Consider the following 13,922-nt stretch of genomic DNA (forward strand, 5'->3'; position numbering starts at 1 on the left):
CCGGCTTGACAGGCAAGTGGGGACTTGCCTATAACTGTGGAGGTGGACGCTGACCCCGACCTGTTCAAGGCGATCGGTGACGCGACGCGACGCGCCATCTTGGACGAGCTGACCGACCGGGACGGTCAGACGTTGTTCGAGATCTGCGGTCGGTTGGCCATGAAGCACGGCTTGGCGTCCACGCGCCAGGCCATCTCGCAGCACCTCGCGGTGCTCGAACAAGCCGGCCTGGTGCGCACCAGGCGGCAAGGCCGGTACAAGTTCCACCACCTCGACACCAGCCCGCTGCGGTCGATCGTCGAGCGGTGGCCCATCGACCGAGAGGCACCGAACCCGTGATCCGCATCAACCTCACCAGCGTCTACGTGGACGACCAGGCCAAGGCGCTGGCGTTCTACACCGAGAAGCTGGGGTTCATCAAGAAGACCGACGAGCCCGCCGGCGGCGCCCGCTGGCTCACCGTCGTGTCCCCCGCCGACCCGGACGGCGTGGAGCTGCTGCTGGAGCCGGCCGGCCACCCGGCGGCGGTCACGTTCAAGGAGGCCCTGGTCGGTGACGGCATCCCGTTCACCCAGTTCGCCGTCGACGACGTGCACGCCGAGGTCGAGCGGCTCAAGGCGCTGGGGGTCGAGTTCACCCAGGAGGCGACCGACTACGGCCCCGTCGTCGTCGCCGTCTTCGACGACACCTGCGGCAACCTGATCCAGATCGCCGCGATGAAGTAGGCGCCCTTCAGGCGGTCGTACTCACGCGGGCGGCTTCACGCGGGCGGCTTCACGCGGGCGGTTTGACGCAGGTGGCCTCGCGGATTCCCTTGGGCGCGCTGGCGTACGAGCGGTAGCCGTCGGTGCCGTGCACCTCGAAGCAGTAGCGTCGGCCGGGTTCGACCGGGATCTCCATGGTGAGGTCGCGCAGCTCGACCGTGCGGCTGTTGGGCTGCCCCTCGGGCGCCACGATCACCAGGTAGTCGAGGTCGACCGAACTGCGCCAGGTGAGCACGACGTGGTCCACCTTGTCGACCGCGTCCACGATCTCGATCTGCACGGCGTCGGCCTGGGGCGCGCTCACCGTCGGCGGCGTGGGTGGTGGGGCGGGCGGGTCCTCGCTCAGCAGCAGGAACGGCGCGGCGGCGAACAGCGCCAGCGCGCCCACGATCCCCGCTGCCACGCCGAGCTTCCCGCTGCGGTCCTTCTTGTCGCCCGGCTTGACCTCGGCCAGCGGCAACCGCACCGGCGGTGCGGGCGGGACGGCGAAGTAGTCGGGAGGTGACGCGCCCGAGACCGGCCCACCGGTCATCGACGGCAAAGGCACGCCGCCAGGCCGACCCGGTTCCGACCCCGAACCGCCGGCAGGCGAACCGGGCAGCACCACACCGGGCGAACCGCCGGACGAGCCACCGCCGGACGAGCCACCGGTGGGCAGACCGGGTTCCGCCGCCCCGGACCACCCGACGGACGACCCACCAGGCGTCACACCGGTCGAACCGGCGGGTGAGCTCTCGGCGGGCGAACCAGGCGCACCGGCAAGTGCACCGGGCGAACCTGCGGGCAGGCCGGCGGAAGGCGAACCGGGCGACTCGGCGTGCCCACCGGGCGAACCCGCCGGCGGGCCGGCGGAAGGCGGATCAGGCGTGCCGGGCGAACCTGCGGGTGGGCCGGCGAAAGGCGATCCGGGTGCGCCGGGCAGCGTCACGCCGGACCCCGCCGGGCCGGACACAGTCGGGCCAGGGACCACAGGACCGGACACCACCGGGCCGGACACCGCCGGATAGGCGCCCAAGGGCGCGAAAGCGGAAGGCGGGGTGGCGTCGGCGAAGTCGTCGAACCCCGAGCCGGCCACACGTGACAGCTGGGCCGCCGCGTCGGTGGGCCGGGCGTCGGGGTCGGGTGACAGCAAGGCGCGGACCAGGTCCGCCAGACCCGGCGGCACGTCCGGGCGGTCCACGTCGGGCACGGGGGCGTGCAGCACGCGCAGCAGGTGCTGCTCCGCCAACTCCCCCATCCGCGCCGGGTGCGGGACGTGGCCGGTCAGGGCCAGGAACAGCACCGCGCCCAGCCCGTACAGGTCGGTGCGGGCGTCGCGTACTGCCTCGCGGATCGTCTCCGGCGCGGCGAAGTCGACCGGCGGGTCCGCCGGGAACGCGGTCCGCGCCACCAGCCCGCCGTCGGCCAGCACGGTCTCGCCGGTGGCCCGGATCAGCACGTTGGACGCGGTCACGCCGCCGTGGACGAGACCGAGCGCGTGGGCCGCCGCCAAGGCCTCCGCCAGCACCAGCCCCAGGTCCAGCACCTCGGCGATCGGCAGCGGGCCGTCGCGGCGCACCCGGTCGGCCAGGGAGTGGCCGCACAGCTCGCAGCACACGGCCGTCACGCCGTCGGCCAGCTCCTCCACCCCGTGCACCAGCCGGGTGAACGGCACCCGCCGCCACGCGGCGATCTCGCGTTCCAGCGCGGCCCTGGTCCGACGGTCCAACGCCGCCGGGAACACCTTGAAAGCGGCGCCGCGGCCCGCGTACACCGACGTCGTCGGACCGCTGCCCAGCGGGACGAGGTGGTTGCCGTGAGTGTTGGCCATCGCGGTCCTCATTGTGCCCACGGTGCCGCAACGCGTCCACCCGCCCGGTCCTGTGTCCGGTAGCTGCCGCGACCGCTCCACGGGCGCCGCCGCCGGCCCAGGGTGACGCGCATGAACACCACAGGGCTGGTGCGGGTGACCATCGCCGCACCGCACCGGCGCGTCGACCTGGCGCTGCCCGAGCACTCGTCGGTGGCGGAGGTGCTGCCGGGGCTGATCCGGCACGCGGGCGAGCCGCCGGGCGACGACGGCTGGCTGCTGCGCCGGCCGGACGGCACGGCGCTGGAACCGGGCCGCACGCTGGCCGCGCACCGGGTCCGCGACGGCGAGGTGCTGCACCTCGCGCACCGCACGACCGAGTGGCCCGAGCTCGAGTACGACGACCTGGTGGACGTGATCGCGTCCGGCCTGGGCCGCACGTGGGGCCCGCGGCACACCCGGCTGGCGGGGCTGGTGGCGGGCGACGCGCTGGTGCTGCTCGGCCTGGTGCCGTTGGCGCGCCTGGGATCGCCGTGGTGGTCGTGGGGTGTGGCGGCGGTGCTGCTGCTGGCCGGTGTGGTGCTGGCGCGGGCCTTCGGCGACACGGGGGCGGGTGCGGCGGTGGCCGTGCCGGCGTTGCCGTTCGCGGGCCTCGGCGCGGTGCTGCTGCTCGGCACGGACCACGGCCTGGGCGCGCCGCACGTGCTGTCGGCGTGCTCGGCGGTGCTGGTGGCGGCGGTGGTGGCGTTCCTCGGGGTGGCGGACCACGCGGTGTGGTTCACCGGCGCGACCACGGCCGCGCTGCTCGGCACGGCGGGCGCGTGGCTGGCGTCCCTCGACGCGCTGGACGGCGTGGAGGCGGCGGCGGTCGTGGCGGGCGGGGTACTGGTCTTCTCGCCGCTGTGCGCGCCGCTGGCGATCCGGCTGGGCCGCGTGCCGCTGCCGACGTTGCCGCGCACGGCGGCGGACCTGCTGAGCGACCCTCCCCGTCCGGCGCGGGCGGCGGTGCGCGAGGCGGTGGTGCGGGCCGACCGGCTGCTGACGGGGATGCTCTCGGGCTGCGCGGTCGCGGTGGCGGCGTGCGCGGTGCCGTTGACGCGCGGCGGCCTGTGGCCGACGGTGCTGCTCGGCGTGCTCGGCGTCGGGCTGTGCCTGCGGGCCCGGCTGCACCCGGCGGTGCGGCAGCGGGGGCCGTTGCTGGCCGCCGGTGTGGCGTCGCTCGCGGCCCTGCCGATCGGGCCCGCGGTGATCGGGCTCGGCGCGGTGGTGGTCGCGATGGGTCTGGCGCGCGGCACGCGGAGCGCCCGGCTGTCGCGGTACGCGGAGGTGCTGGAGGTCTTGGTGGTCGTCGCGGTCGTGCCGGTGGTGTGCGCGGTGCTCGGCCTGTACGCGCACCTGCGCGGGCTGGGAGGCTGACGTGGCGTCCAACCGGGATCAGTTGCAGGCACAGCAGTTCCTGCTCCAACGGGTGGTGTCGGCGCTCGTCACCGGCGTGACCGACCCGGAGCAGCCGCCGTTCCGCCGGGCGGTGGCGGCGGCGTTCGGGAGCGTCGCGGTGGCGGTGATCGTGCTCGCGGGCTTCGGCGTGTACGGGATGGTGTCGCCGGGCGGCAACACGGCGTGGCGCGGCGAGTTCGTGGTGGTGGAGAAGGAAACCGGCGCGCGGCACGTCTACCTCGACGGTCGGCTGCACCCGGTGGCGAACTACGTGTCGGCGTTGCTGGCGCTGGGGAAGAACGCGGAGACCCGCACGGTGTCGCGGGCGTCGCTGGCCGACGTGCCGCGCGGGCCGCGGATCGGGATCGCGGACGCGCCGGACTCGCTGCCGGCCCCGTCGCGGCTGCTGTCGGCGGGCTGGACGATGTGCTCGCAGCCGCGCCCGGACGTCACCGGCGCCACGGTGGACGACTCGGTGCTCGTGGTCGGCGGCGTGCCGGCGGGAGGTCGGCCCGTCGAGGACCGGGCGCTGCTGGTGGACGTGCCGGAGACCGGCGACCAGTACCTCCTGTGGCGCGGGTTCCGGCACCGGATCGGCCAGGCCGACACGGTGGCCGTCGGGCTCGCGTTGCGCTCGGAGCCGCGGGCGCGGGTCGGCGCGGCGCTGGTGGACGTGCTGCCGGCGGGCGAGCCGATCGCGCCCGTCGCGCTGCCGGACATCGGCAAGCCGTCCGCGGTCGCGCCCGGCGTGCGGATCGGCCAGGTGCTGGTGGTGGAGACCTCCGGCGGCGTGCAGCACTACCTGGCCGAGGCGGCGGCGCTGCGCCCGATCTCCGAGCTGCAGTACGACATCCAGCGCACGTTCCCGCCCACGGCGCAGGCGTACGACGGCGGTCAGCCGGTGGGCGTGCCGCTGGGGCTGGTGGCGGCGAGCCAGGCCCGCCAGGGGCCGCCCGTGCCGTCCGGGCCGGGGCAGCCGCCCGCGGCGCGTCCCGAGTTCGCCCCCGACGGTTCCGTGCTGTGCGCCGCGTTCGACGGCGAGGGTTCCGCGCCCGCGCTGGTCCTGGACCCGGAGTTGCCCGAACCCGACCCGATGACGAGCACCCCGCAGCGCACCCGGACCGGGACACCGCTGGCCGACCGGGTCGTCGTGCCGCCCGGTCGGGCCGCGGTGGTGGAGGTGATGCCCGGCCCGGACGCGCCCGCGGGCACCGTCGTCCTGGTGACGGACCAGGGCCGGGCGCACGCGCTGGCGAACCGGGACGTGCTCGACGTCCTCGGCTACGCCGGCGTCACGCCGTTGCGGCTGCCGGTGTCCCTGGTGTCCCGCGTCCCCCACGGTTCGCCCCTGGACCCGGCCGCCGCCCTCCAGCGCGCCTGACGGTCAGCTCTGGCACGCGTCAGCCCGGCACGCGTCAGCCCACGGCGCGTCGGCCCGGCACGCGTCAGCCCACGGCGCGTCAGCCCGGCACGCGTCAGCCCAGGGCGTTGGCCAGCATGCCGGGCTCGTACGCGCCGCCGGGGTTGCGCACGATCACGTTCAGCCGGTTGGCCAGGTTGATCACCGCGACGACCGAGATCAGCGCGCCGATCTCGTCGTCGTCGTAGTGCTTGCGCACCTCGGCCCACGTCTCGTCCGACACGCCCTGGTGCGCGTCGGCAAGCCGCGTGCCCTCCTCGGCGAGCGCCAGCGCGGCCCGCTCGGCGTCGGTGAACACGGTCGCCTCGCGCCAGGTGGCGACGAGGTGGAGCCGGACCGCGGTCTCGCCGGCCGCGGCGGCTTCCTTGGTGTGCATGTCGACGCACGCGCCGCAGCCGTTGATCTGGCTGGCGCGCAGGTTCATCAGCTCCTGCGTGGTCCTGGGCAGCGTTGACGCTTCGAGGATCTGCCCGGCGCCGTGGATGCGCTTGGCGATCTTCACGGCGGTCGGGCTGTCGAACAGGTTGAACCGCGGTCCCATGACGTCGTCCTCACTCGTGGTCTCGTGTGCCTGACGCGCATCAAGACACCGTCCACCCGGTCCTTGTGACAGGACGGTGCGGGTGACCTGCGCCACCACGCGAACAACCGCGGCCGCCCGTCGTCCACGGGCGGCCGCGGTGTTCCCGGGAGGTGATCAGCGCCCGGTCAGCGGCGACCTCGGCTCGTCGGTCTGCCACAGGTCCTCGTCCAACGCCTCCGCCTCGGGCTTCCGGCGGCGCTCGGACCGCGTCGGCGGCACGCCACCCGCCGCGGCCCGGCCGCGCAACGGGTCCGGGACTCCGGGCGTGCCGGTGCGGGGACGTCCCCTGCCGGCCGGCGGACGTTGCGCGGTGCCGGGCTTCGGCCGTCCCGAGCCCGACTGGGCCGCCGCGGACGTGGGCGGCACCATCGGCGGCACCGTGCCGTTCCCGGTCGCCGGCGGGGACGTCGCGGCGCCGGACGCGGGCAGCGTCGGCGGTTGCGGCGGGGTCGCGGCGGCCGAGATCGTGCCCGGCTTCGACACGCGCGCGATGGCCGCGACGCCCGGCGCACCGGTCAACGCCGACCCGCCGATCCCCCGCACACCACCGATCCCGCGCGCAGCCCCGACGCCCCGCGACGACAACGCCGCCGGCACGCCCACACCACCGGGCACTCCCACCGGCGGCGCGACGGGCGGCGACGGCACCGTCGCGGGCGGGCGCGGCACGTCGATCGGCGGCAGCGCGGACGGCACCTTGGGCGGCGCGACGGCACCTCCGGCCAACGCCGGACCACCACCCGGCACCGCACCACCGGCGCCACCACCGGCCGGACCACCAGCCGCCGGACCACCAGCCGGACCACCAGCCGCCGGACCACCGGCAGGGCCACCCGCGCTCCCACCGGGTCCACCACCCGGCGCACCACCAGGTCCACCGGCCTCGGAACCGCCACCGCCCCCAGCCGACGCCTGCGCCCGACCCCCTTGGCCCTGACCCGCCTGCCCCTGGGCCGCCGCACTCACCGCACCCGTCGCCGCCGTGTACAACGCCCCGAGCTCGGCCATCCGCTGCGCCGCCTGGGCCTGCAACGCCAACAACTGCTGCTGGACGACGGCCTGCGCCGCCCCCGCCGACGCTACAGCCGCCGCCTGCAACGCCCGCGCCGCCGCGAGCAGCTGGTGGATGTACGCCCGCGTCACCGGGATCTCCTTGGCCAGCGCGTCCAACGCGACCCACGGTTGGGCCGCCTCGATCCGCGCCACCCAGTCCGCCATGCCGCGCTCCGCCGCCGACGCCCGCGCGACGAACAGGTCACCGGCCTGGTCCGTCCACCGTGGAGCGAGGCCGGCGATCTCGCCGCGCAGCGCGTCGGCGGACAGCCGCAGCTCGTCACGCGCCTCGGCCCACATCCGGCTTGCCCGGTTCAGCCGGTGGAGGTGGCTCATCTCCTGGTCGACCATCGCCGCCATCTGCGGCAACGTCATGCCCGCGTAGCTCATGACAGCCCCGCCAACGCGCCGCCGGGTCCGCGCCGGGCAGCTTGGGACAGCCGGGTCGCCTCCGCGAACACCGGCGCGGGCCCGAGCGGCGCGGCGTCCGCGACCCGGACCAGCCCTCGCGCGCCCACGCCGTCGGCCCGGAGGTAGTCGTCGGCGCACGCCACCGCGATCTCGCGGCACCGGGCCAACTCCTGGTCGGCCGCCGTCAGGTAGGTGGTCAACGCGGTGGTCGACGCCTCGTCGGCCGCCTGGAACGGCGGGCACTCCGTCATCCCCCCGCCGCCGCACCCGCCGGGCACGGCCTCCCGCGCCACCCTGGTGAGGTCCAACTGCCGCGGCCGGAACGCCGCCATGTCGTCGGTGATTCCCTCGATCACTGATCGCTCCCTCGGTCCGGAAGTGCCACTTGCACCAGCGACGGCGCGCGCCGCCGATCCACCAGCCGGCCGCGGCCGGGCGGCAGCGGCTCGGGTTTGAGGCCGCCGAGCAGCGGGCCCTCGTTCTTGTCGCCGGCGAGCATCAGGCCGGGCGAGCCGACGTCGCGCAGCCGCGCGAGGAACGTCTCGAACAGCGCCCGCCCGGCGCCGCCGGACCGGCGCGTCAGCACGACGTGCAGCCCAATGTCACGGCCTTGCGGCAGGTACGGCAGCAGCACCGACAGGGGGTTGTCGAGGCCGGTCGCCACGAGGTCGTAGTCGTCGACCAGCACGAACAGCTCGGGCCCGGTCCACCAGTCGCGGGCGCGCAGCTGCGCCGCCGTCACGTCCGGGCCGGGCAGGCGTCCCGCCATCGCCCGCGCCGCCTCCGACAGCAGGTGCGCGGTGGTGGCGGCGTCGGTGCCGTAGCCGAGGAGGTGCGTGTCCGGCACGTCGCCGAGCAGGCCGCGCCGGTGGTCGACCACCAGCAGGCGCGCCTGCGCGGGCGTCCGGTTGTCGACGATCCGGCGCGCGAGCGTGCGCAGGAACGCGGTCTTGCCGGACTCCGCGTCGCCCAGCACGAGGAAGTGCGCGTCGGCGGCGAAGTCGAGGTGCACGGGGCCCAGGTCGTGCTCGGCGATGCCGACGGCGAACCGCAGGCCGTCGTCCGCGGCGGGCAGGTCGGACAGGGACACGACGCCGGGCAGCATCCGCACCCGGGGCGCGGGCGCGCCGGTCCACGCCCGCGAGACGGCGTCGACCAGCGCGCCGAGCCCGGCGGTGACGGTGTCGGCGTCCGCTTCGCCGTCGATCCGCGGCAACGCCACCAGCAGGTGGTGCTTCTGCGCCGTGATGCCGCGTCCCGGCGCGTCCTCGGGCACGGCCGCCGCGCTGCGCCGGTCCACCGCGCTGTCCAGCGGGTCGCCCAGCCGCAGCTCCACCCGGCTGCCGAACAGGTCGCGGATGCCGGGCCGCAGGTCGAACGGCCGGGAGCACGCGCCCACGACGTGCACGCCGAACGACAGGCCGCGGGTCGCGATGTCGGACACCGCGTCCTCCACGTCCTCGAACTCCTTGCGCAACGTCTGCCAGCCGTCGACGACGAGGAACACGTCACCGTGCGGCTCGTCGGGGAACCGGCCCTCGCGGCGCAGCGCACGGAAGCCCGCGATGCCGTCGACCTGGTGCTCGGCGAACAGCCGTTCCCGCCGTTCGAGGACGGCGGCGACCTCGGCGACGGTGCGGCGCACCGCGCTCGCCTGCTGCCGCCCGGCGACCCCGCCCACGTGCGGCAGGCCGCGCAGCGCGCCGAGCAGGCCGCCGCCGAAGTCCAGGCAGTAGAACTGGACCTCGCGCGGGGTGTGGGTGAGCGCGAGGCTCGCCACGACGGTCCGCAACGCCGTGCTGCGCCCGCTGCGCGGCCCGCCGACCACGAGCACGTGCCCGGCCGCGCCGGACAGGTCCAGCTCCAGCGGGTCGCGGCGCTGCTCGAACGGCCGGTCGACCAGCCCGATGACGGCGCGCAGGTCGCCGCGGCGGCGCGGGTCGGCCGCGCAGAGGCCGCGCGAGGGGTGCGCGGTGAGCACGCCGAGCAGTTCGTCTACTGTGGACGAGCGGTCCAGCGGGGGCAGCCACACCTGGTGCGCGGGCGTGCCGCGGCCGGCGAGCCGGTCGACCAGGATGTCCAGCACGCTCTCCCCCACCGCCTCGTCGTCCGCCTCGTCCGCGACCGGCTGCTCGACGCGCGGCGGCACGTAGTCCGTGGTGTAGGGGGCGATTCCGGGCACGTCGCCCGATCCGCTCGCCGCACCCGCGCCCGGCCTGCGGTGCACCCCGGACACGTAGGCGGACCGGAACCGCACCATCGGCTCGGTGCCGTACTTCAGGAACCCGTGCCCCGGCGCGCGGGGCAGGCTGAACGCGTCCGCCACGCCGAGCACCGTGCGGCTCTCCAGCTCGGAGAACGTGCGCAGGCCGATCCGGTACGACAGGTGCGTGTCCAGCCCGCGCAGCCGTCCCTCCTCCAACCGCTGGCTGGCGAGCAGCAGGTGCACGCCGAGCGATCGACCCAACCGTCCTATCTGGACGAAGATGTCGACGAAGTCCGGCTTGGCCGACAGCAGCTCGCTGAACTCGTCGCACACGACGAGCAGCGTCGGCACCTCGGGCAGCGGCGCGCCGGCGGCCCGGGCCCGGTGGTAGTCGCGCAGGGAGGCGAAGTTCCCGGCCGCGCGCAGGAGTTCCTGGCGCCGCACCAGCTCGCCCATCACGGCGTCGGCCATCCGGTCGACCAGCGGCAGCTCGTCCACCAGGTTGGTGATCACGGCGCTGGTGTGCGGCAGGCGGTCCAGCGTCGCGAACGTCGCACCGCCCTTGAAGTCGATCAACGCGAAGTTCAGCGACTCGGGCGGGTGCGTCACGGCCAGCCCCAGCACCAGGGTCCTCAGCAGCTCGCTCTTGCCGGACCCGGTGGCGCCGATGAGCAGGCCGTGCGGCCCCATGCCGTCCTCGGCGGACTCCTTGAGGTCCACGTCGACCGGCGCGCCGTCTTCCCGGAGACCGAACGGGATGCGCAGCCGGTCGCGGTTGGGCCGCTGCTGCCACGTGTCGCGCGGGTCGAACGCGTACGGGTCGCCCAGGTCCAGCAGGTCGGCGAGGCCCGTCACGCCGGACAGCGGCTGGTCGCCCGCGCCGCCCGCGGTGAGCCGCAACGGGGCCAGCTCGCGGGCCACGGCCTCCGCCGTGGGCAGGTCCAGCGCGTCCGCGCGCCCGAGCTCGACGTCGCCGTCCGCGGTGGCGGCGGTCAGCACGCCGTCCGCGGTCACGGTCAGCACGAGCACCGAGCGCTCGGGGACGCGCGGCGGCGGTGACGACAGGTCCAGCACCGTCACGCCCTCGACGCCACCGCCGGTCATCAGGTGGTCGGAGCCCGCCACCGCGCCGCCGTCCAGCACGACCACGAGGTGCGGCCCGGACGTCCCGCGCCCGTCCTCGGGGTCGAACCGGGGCCGGTCGGCGAGCAGGTCGTCCAGCACCGCCTCCAGCGCCACCACCCCGGACGCCACGAGCCGCACCGGGCCGAGCGCGTCGGAGCGGTCGGGGTGCAGGGCGTGCGGCAGCCACTTCACCCACTCCCACGACGGCCGCGCGCCGTCGCCCGCGCAGATCGCCACCCGCACGTCGTCCGGCGCGTGCAGCACGGCGAGCTGCGCCAGCACCGCCCGCACCAGGGCCACGGCGCGGTCGCGGTCGCCGCCGACGTGGACGACGCCGAAACCGGCCAGGGCCAACGCCAGCGGCAGGTCCGGCACGGTGGCGTAGGTCGTGATGAACCGGCGCAACGCCAAGGCGGACAACGGTTCCAGCTGCTCGAGCGGCTTGGTGTCCGGCGGCACCAGCTCCAGCGCGGCGCCCTGCGGCCCCGTTCCGACGCGCACGACGGCGAAGTCCGCGTCGGAACGGCGCCGCTCCCACCGCCGGTCGCCCGCGGTGAGGGACGGCAGCGCGTCCGGCTCGGGGTGCAGGTGGGCCAGCGCCTCCCGCTGCCGCCGGATCGCCCTGGTCACCCGCACCCGGTGCTGGGCGAGCTGCCGCAGGTAGGCGCGGCGCGCCTGGGCCATCTCCCGCTTGCCCGGACCGCCGTTGTTGAGGAACGACACCAGCACCATCGCCAGCATCGCGACGCCGAACAGCCCGAACACGACGAACCGCAGCGCGCCGGTCGTGCTGCCGGAGAACATCAGCAGCATCGCGCCCATGATCGCGACCATGGGCAGCACCACGACCAGTTGCGCCCAGGTGCGCGCGGCGGGCGGCGGGATCTCCGGCGGCGCGTCCAGCACCAGTTCGCCCGACGGCACCTCCGGCGCGGGCCGGCGGACGGGCCTCGTCACCACCACGGTCGCCACGCGGCTCTCCCCTCGCTGACGGTGTCGTCCGCCGATCGTGGTGCCGCGCGGGCGGTCCGGGCCGGTGGTGGCAGGAACGTGCCGCGTGCCGTCGTCGGCCGCGGTCCGCGCGGTTCGCTGTGGACACCCGGCAACGAGCGGAAGGAGAACCGGAGTGCAGGACCAACTTCACGGTGTCACCGAGACACTGGAGCGCGCCGCCGCGATGGCCGCGACCGTGTCCGCCGACATCGAGGGACACCGGGCGGCGCTGCGCCCCACCGTGGACGCCCTCAAGGGTTCGTGGGAGGGCACCGCGCGGCCCGCGTTCGACGCGGCGCACGCGCAGTGGGAGGCGGGCATCGCGCGGCTCACCACGGCGCTGAACACGCTGGGCGAGAACACCCGGTACTCGGCGAACACCTACCTCACCGCCGACCAGGCGTCCGCGTCCGGCCTGAACGCCGTGCAGGGCGCGAGCCCGTTCGGCGGGGCGCTCGGCTAGGTCGAACGGGACCGCTCGGACGCGACCAGGACAAGGGAGGGACGGACATGCTCATCAAGGGCGACTTCGGCCAGCTGGACGGCCTGGCCGGCCAGATCGCCGCCACGGTGGCGAAGGTCGAGCAGGAGATGGACACCTGGCGCACCACGTCGGGCGCCACGTCGGCGGACTGGCTGGACCAGGCCGGCGGCCAGTTCGGCGAGATCAGCGCCGCGTGGCACCAGGTGTCGACCGCGCAGCAGGCCATGCTGCAGGCGTTGCGCGGCGGGGTGGACAAGGCCAACGGCGAGCTGCAGCAGGCGCTGGGCGCGGCCGTGGCGCGGATCGGCAGCACGGGGATCTGACGGGTGCGGTGAAGGCCCCGGCGCCACGGCGTCGGGGCCTTCCCGCGATCCGGTCACCCCTGCCGGGTGAACAGGAACACCTGGTCGGGTGGCTCGGCGGGCGGCGGACCGTCCGGGAGGCGGTCGAGGCGGGTCGGCGTCCACCGCCGCCGCCGTCCGCGCCCGAGCACCAGGACGAGCACGGCCACCAGCACGGCGACGGCCGCACCCACCACGACGTGCCGGCGCGCCGCGGCCACCGCGCCGTCCCACCACCGCAGCTCCCGCACCGCGTCCGGGTCCTCGACCGGCTTGACGACCACCGGCATCGACGCGGGCGGCGCGGCGGACAGGCCCTCGGTGACCGCGCGGTACGGGTTCACGACGCCCGCCCCGTACGCGGCGGCGTCACCGCGGGCCGGGCTCGCCGTGGCCAGCAGCCGGCGGACGACCTCCGGCGCGGTCAGCTCGGGCCACGCCGCCCGCACCAGCGCGGCCGTGCCCGCCACGAACGGCGCGGCGAAGCTCGTGCCCTGCCAGTACGCGTGGCCGCCCGCACGGGTCGCGCCCGCCACCGCCGCGCCGGGTGCGACGAGGTCCACGTAGTCGCCGACCTGCGAGCCCGCCACCCGGTCGCCGGCGATGTCGATCGCGCCGACGCCCAGCACCCCGTCGTACCCGGCGGGGAACGACGGGAGGCGGGAGCCGTCGTCCGGCTGGCGGTTGCCGACGGCGGCCACGACGACCGCGTCCATCGCCACCGCGTGCGCCACGGCGTCCCGCACGTACCGGTTGTCCTCCTGGCCCGCCAGCGACAGGTTGATCACCTTCGCGCCCTGGTCGGCGGCGTACCAGATGCCGCGGGCCAGCACCACGGGGTCGAGGGCGTTCACCGCGCCGGTGTCGCCGTCGAGGTTCCGGTCGGCGACCCGCACGGGCAGCACCCGCGCGCCCGGCGCGACCCCGTGGAAGCCGACGCCCTCGACCGGGTCGGCGGCGACGACGCTCGCCACGGCGGTGCCGTGCGAACCGCAGTCGAAGTCGCCCGGCAGGTCGCCGACCAGGTGGAAGTCCTGGCCCCGCTCGACCTTGCCCGCCGCGCCGAGCTGCGGGTGGTCGCGGTCCACGCCGGTGTCCACGACGGCGACGAGCACGCCGGCGCCGGTGCTGTGCGGCCACGCCCGCCGCACGTTGAGCGCCTGCTGCGCCCAGGGCAGCTCCCGGATCACCGGCCGCGCGGGCTCGGGGTCGTGGCAGGCGCCGGCCGGCGGCGCGGCCTGGGCGTCCGGTGTGGACAGCGCCACCGCGGCGACGGCCGCGAGCGCGGTGCTGAGTCGTCTCACCGCCCCATCGTC

Annotated in this window: 12 protein-coding genes; 6 read left to right on the forward strand and 6 right to left on the reverse strand. The window is 75.8% G+C overall.

The annotated features are described in order from the left end of the window. The first annotated feature begins 42 nt into the window (after positions 1–42). Both ACRAKH_RS23165 and ACRAKH_RS23170 read left to right on the forward strand, forming a co-directional pair. Positions 43–339 (forward strand): ArsR/SmtB family transcription factor, encoded by a 297-nt coding sequence (locus ACRAKH_RS23165; protein ID WP_380726850.1) that lies wholly within the window; start codon positions 43–45, stop codon positions 337–339. Then, positions 336–725 (forward strand): VOC family protein, encoded by a 390-nt coding sequence (locus ACRAKH_RS23170; RefSeq protein WP_380726852.1) that lies wholly within the window; start codon positions 336–338, stop codon positions 723–725. The genes ACRAKH_RS23165 and ACRAKH_RS23170 overlap by 4 nt, the downstream gene beginning before the upstream one ends. 49 nt (positions 726–774) lie before the next feature. Here the strand turns inward: ACRAKH_RS23170 and ACRAKH_RS23175 are convergent, their stop codons facing one another. Further along, entirely contained in the window at positions 775–2,574 is a 1,800-nt protein-coding gene (locus ACRAKH_RS23175) for a serine/threonine protein kinase (RefSeq protein WP_380726854.1), read from the reverse strand. 111 nt (positions 2,575–2,685) lie between these two features. On the opposite strand from ACRAKH_RS23175, the gene eccD reads away from it, so the two are divergent. Further along, positions 2,686–3,969, forward strand: a complete 1,284-nt coding sequence (gene eccD, locus ACRAKH_RS23180) for a type VII secretion integral membrane protein EccD (RefSeq protein WP_447009282.1) — start codon at positions 2,686–2,688, stop codon at positions 3,967–3,969. A 1-nt stretch (position 3,970) separates the two neighbouring features. Then, positions 3,971–5,371, forward strand: coding sequence for a type VII secretion protein EccB (eccB, locus tag ACRAKH_RS23185; RefSeq protein WP_447009283.1), 1,401 nt, complete (start codon positions 3,971–3,973; stop codon positions 5,369–5,371). A 94-nt stretch (positions 5,372–5,465) separates the two neighbouring features. Here the strand turns inward: eccB and ACRAKH_RS23190 are convergent, their stop codons facing one another. The 4 genes from ACRAKH_RS23190 to eccCa form a co-directional block, all read right to left on the reverse strand. Continuing rightward, positions 5,466–5,951: a carboxymuconolactone decarboxylase family protein gene (locus tag ACRAKH_RS23190; protein ID WP_380730705.1), complete on the reverse strand. Its 486-nt coding sequence runs from the start codon at positions 5,949–5,951 to the stop codon at positions 5,466–5,468. Between the two features lie 156 nt (positions 5,952–6,107). After that, complete coding sequence (locus tag ACRAKH_RS23195) at positions 6,108–7,436, reverse strand: hypothetical protein (RefSeq protein ID WP_447009284.1); 1,329 nt, start codon at positions 7,434–7,436, stop codon at positions 6,108–6,110. Beyond that, the gene (locus ACRAKH_RS23200) at positions 7,433–7,813 is read right to left on the reverse strand and encodes a hypothetical protein (protein WP_380730501.1); all 381 of its coding nucleotides are present in this window, start codon (positions 7,811–7,813) and stop codon (positions 7,433–7,435) included. The genes ACRAKH_RS23195 and ACRAKH_RS23200 overlap by 4 nt, the downstream gene beginning before the upstream one ends. Beyond that, positions 7,810–11,760 carry a type VII secretion protein EccCa gene (eccCa, locus tag ACRAKH_RS23205; RefSeq protein ID WP_447009285.1) on the reverse strand — a complete coding sequence of 1,317 codons (3,951 nt, stop codon included), beginning with the start codon at positions 11,758–11,760 and terminating at the stop codon, positions 7,810–7,812. The genes ACRAKH_RS23200 and eccCa overlap by 4 nt, the downstream gene beginning before the upstream one ends. A 154-nt stretch (positions 11,761–11,914) precedes the next feature. Between eccCa and ACRAKH_RS23210 the strand changes: the two genes are divergently transcribed. Both ACRAKH_RS23210 and ACRAKH_RS23215 read left to right on the forward strand, forming a co-directional pair. Continuing rightward, the gene (locus ACRAKH_RS23210; protein ID WP_380730166.1) at positions 11,915–12,244 is read left to right on the forward strand and encodes a WXG100 family type VII secretion target; all 330 of its coding nucleotides are present in this window, start codon (positions 11,915–11,917) and stop codon (positions 12,242–12,244) included. Positions 12,245–12,291: 47 nt separating this feature from the next. Next, positions 12,292–12,588: a WXG100 family type VII secretion target gene (locus ACRAKH_RS23215; RefSeq protein WP_380730164.1), complete on the forward strand. Its 297-nt coding sequence runs from the start codon at positions 12,292–12,294 to the stop codon at positions 12,586–12,588. 53 nt (positions 12,589–12,641) lie between these two features. Here ACRAKH_RS23215 and mycP read toward each other — a convergent pair whose 3' ends face one another. Further along, positions 12,642–13,910, reverse strand: coding sequence for a type VII secretion-associated serine protease mycosin (mycP, locus tag ACRAKH_RS23220; protein WP_447009286.1), 1,269 nt, complete (start codon positions 13,908–13,910; stop codon positions 12,642–12,644). Positions 13,911–13,922: the final 12 nt, after the last annotated feature.

This window comes from Saccharothrix hoggarensis (assembly GCF_052936025.1).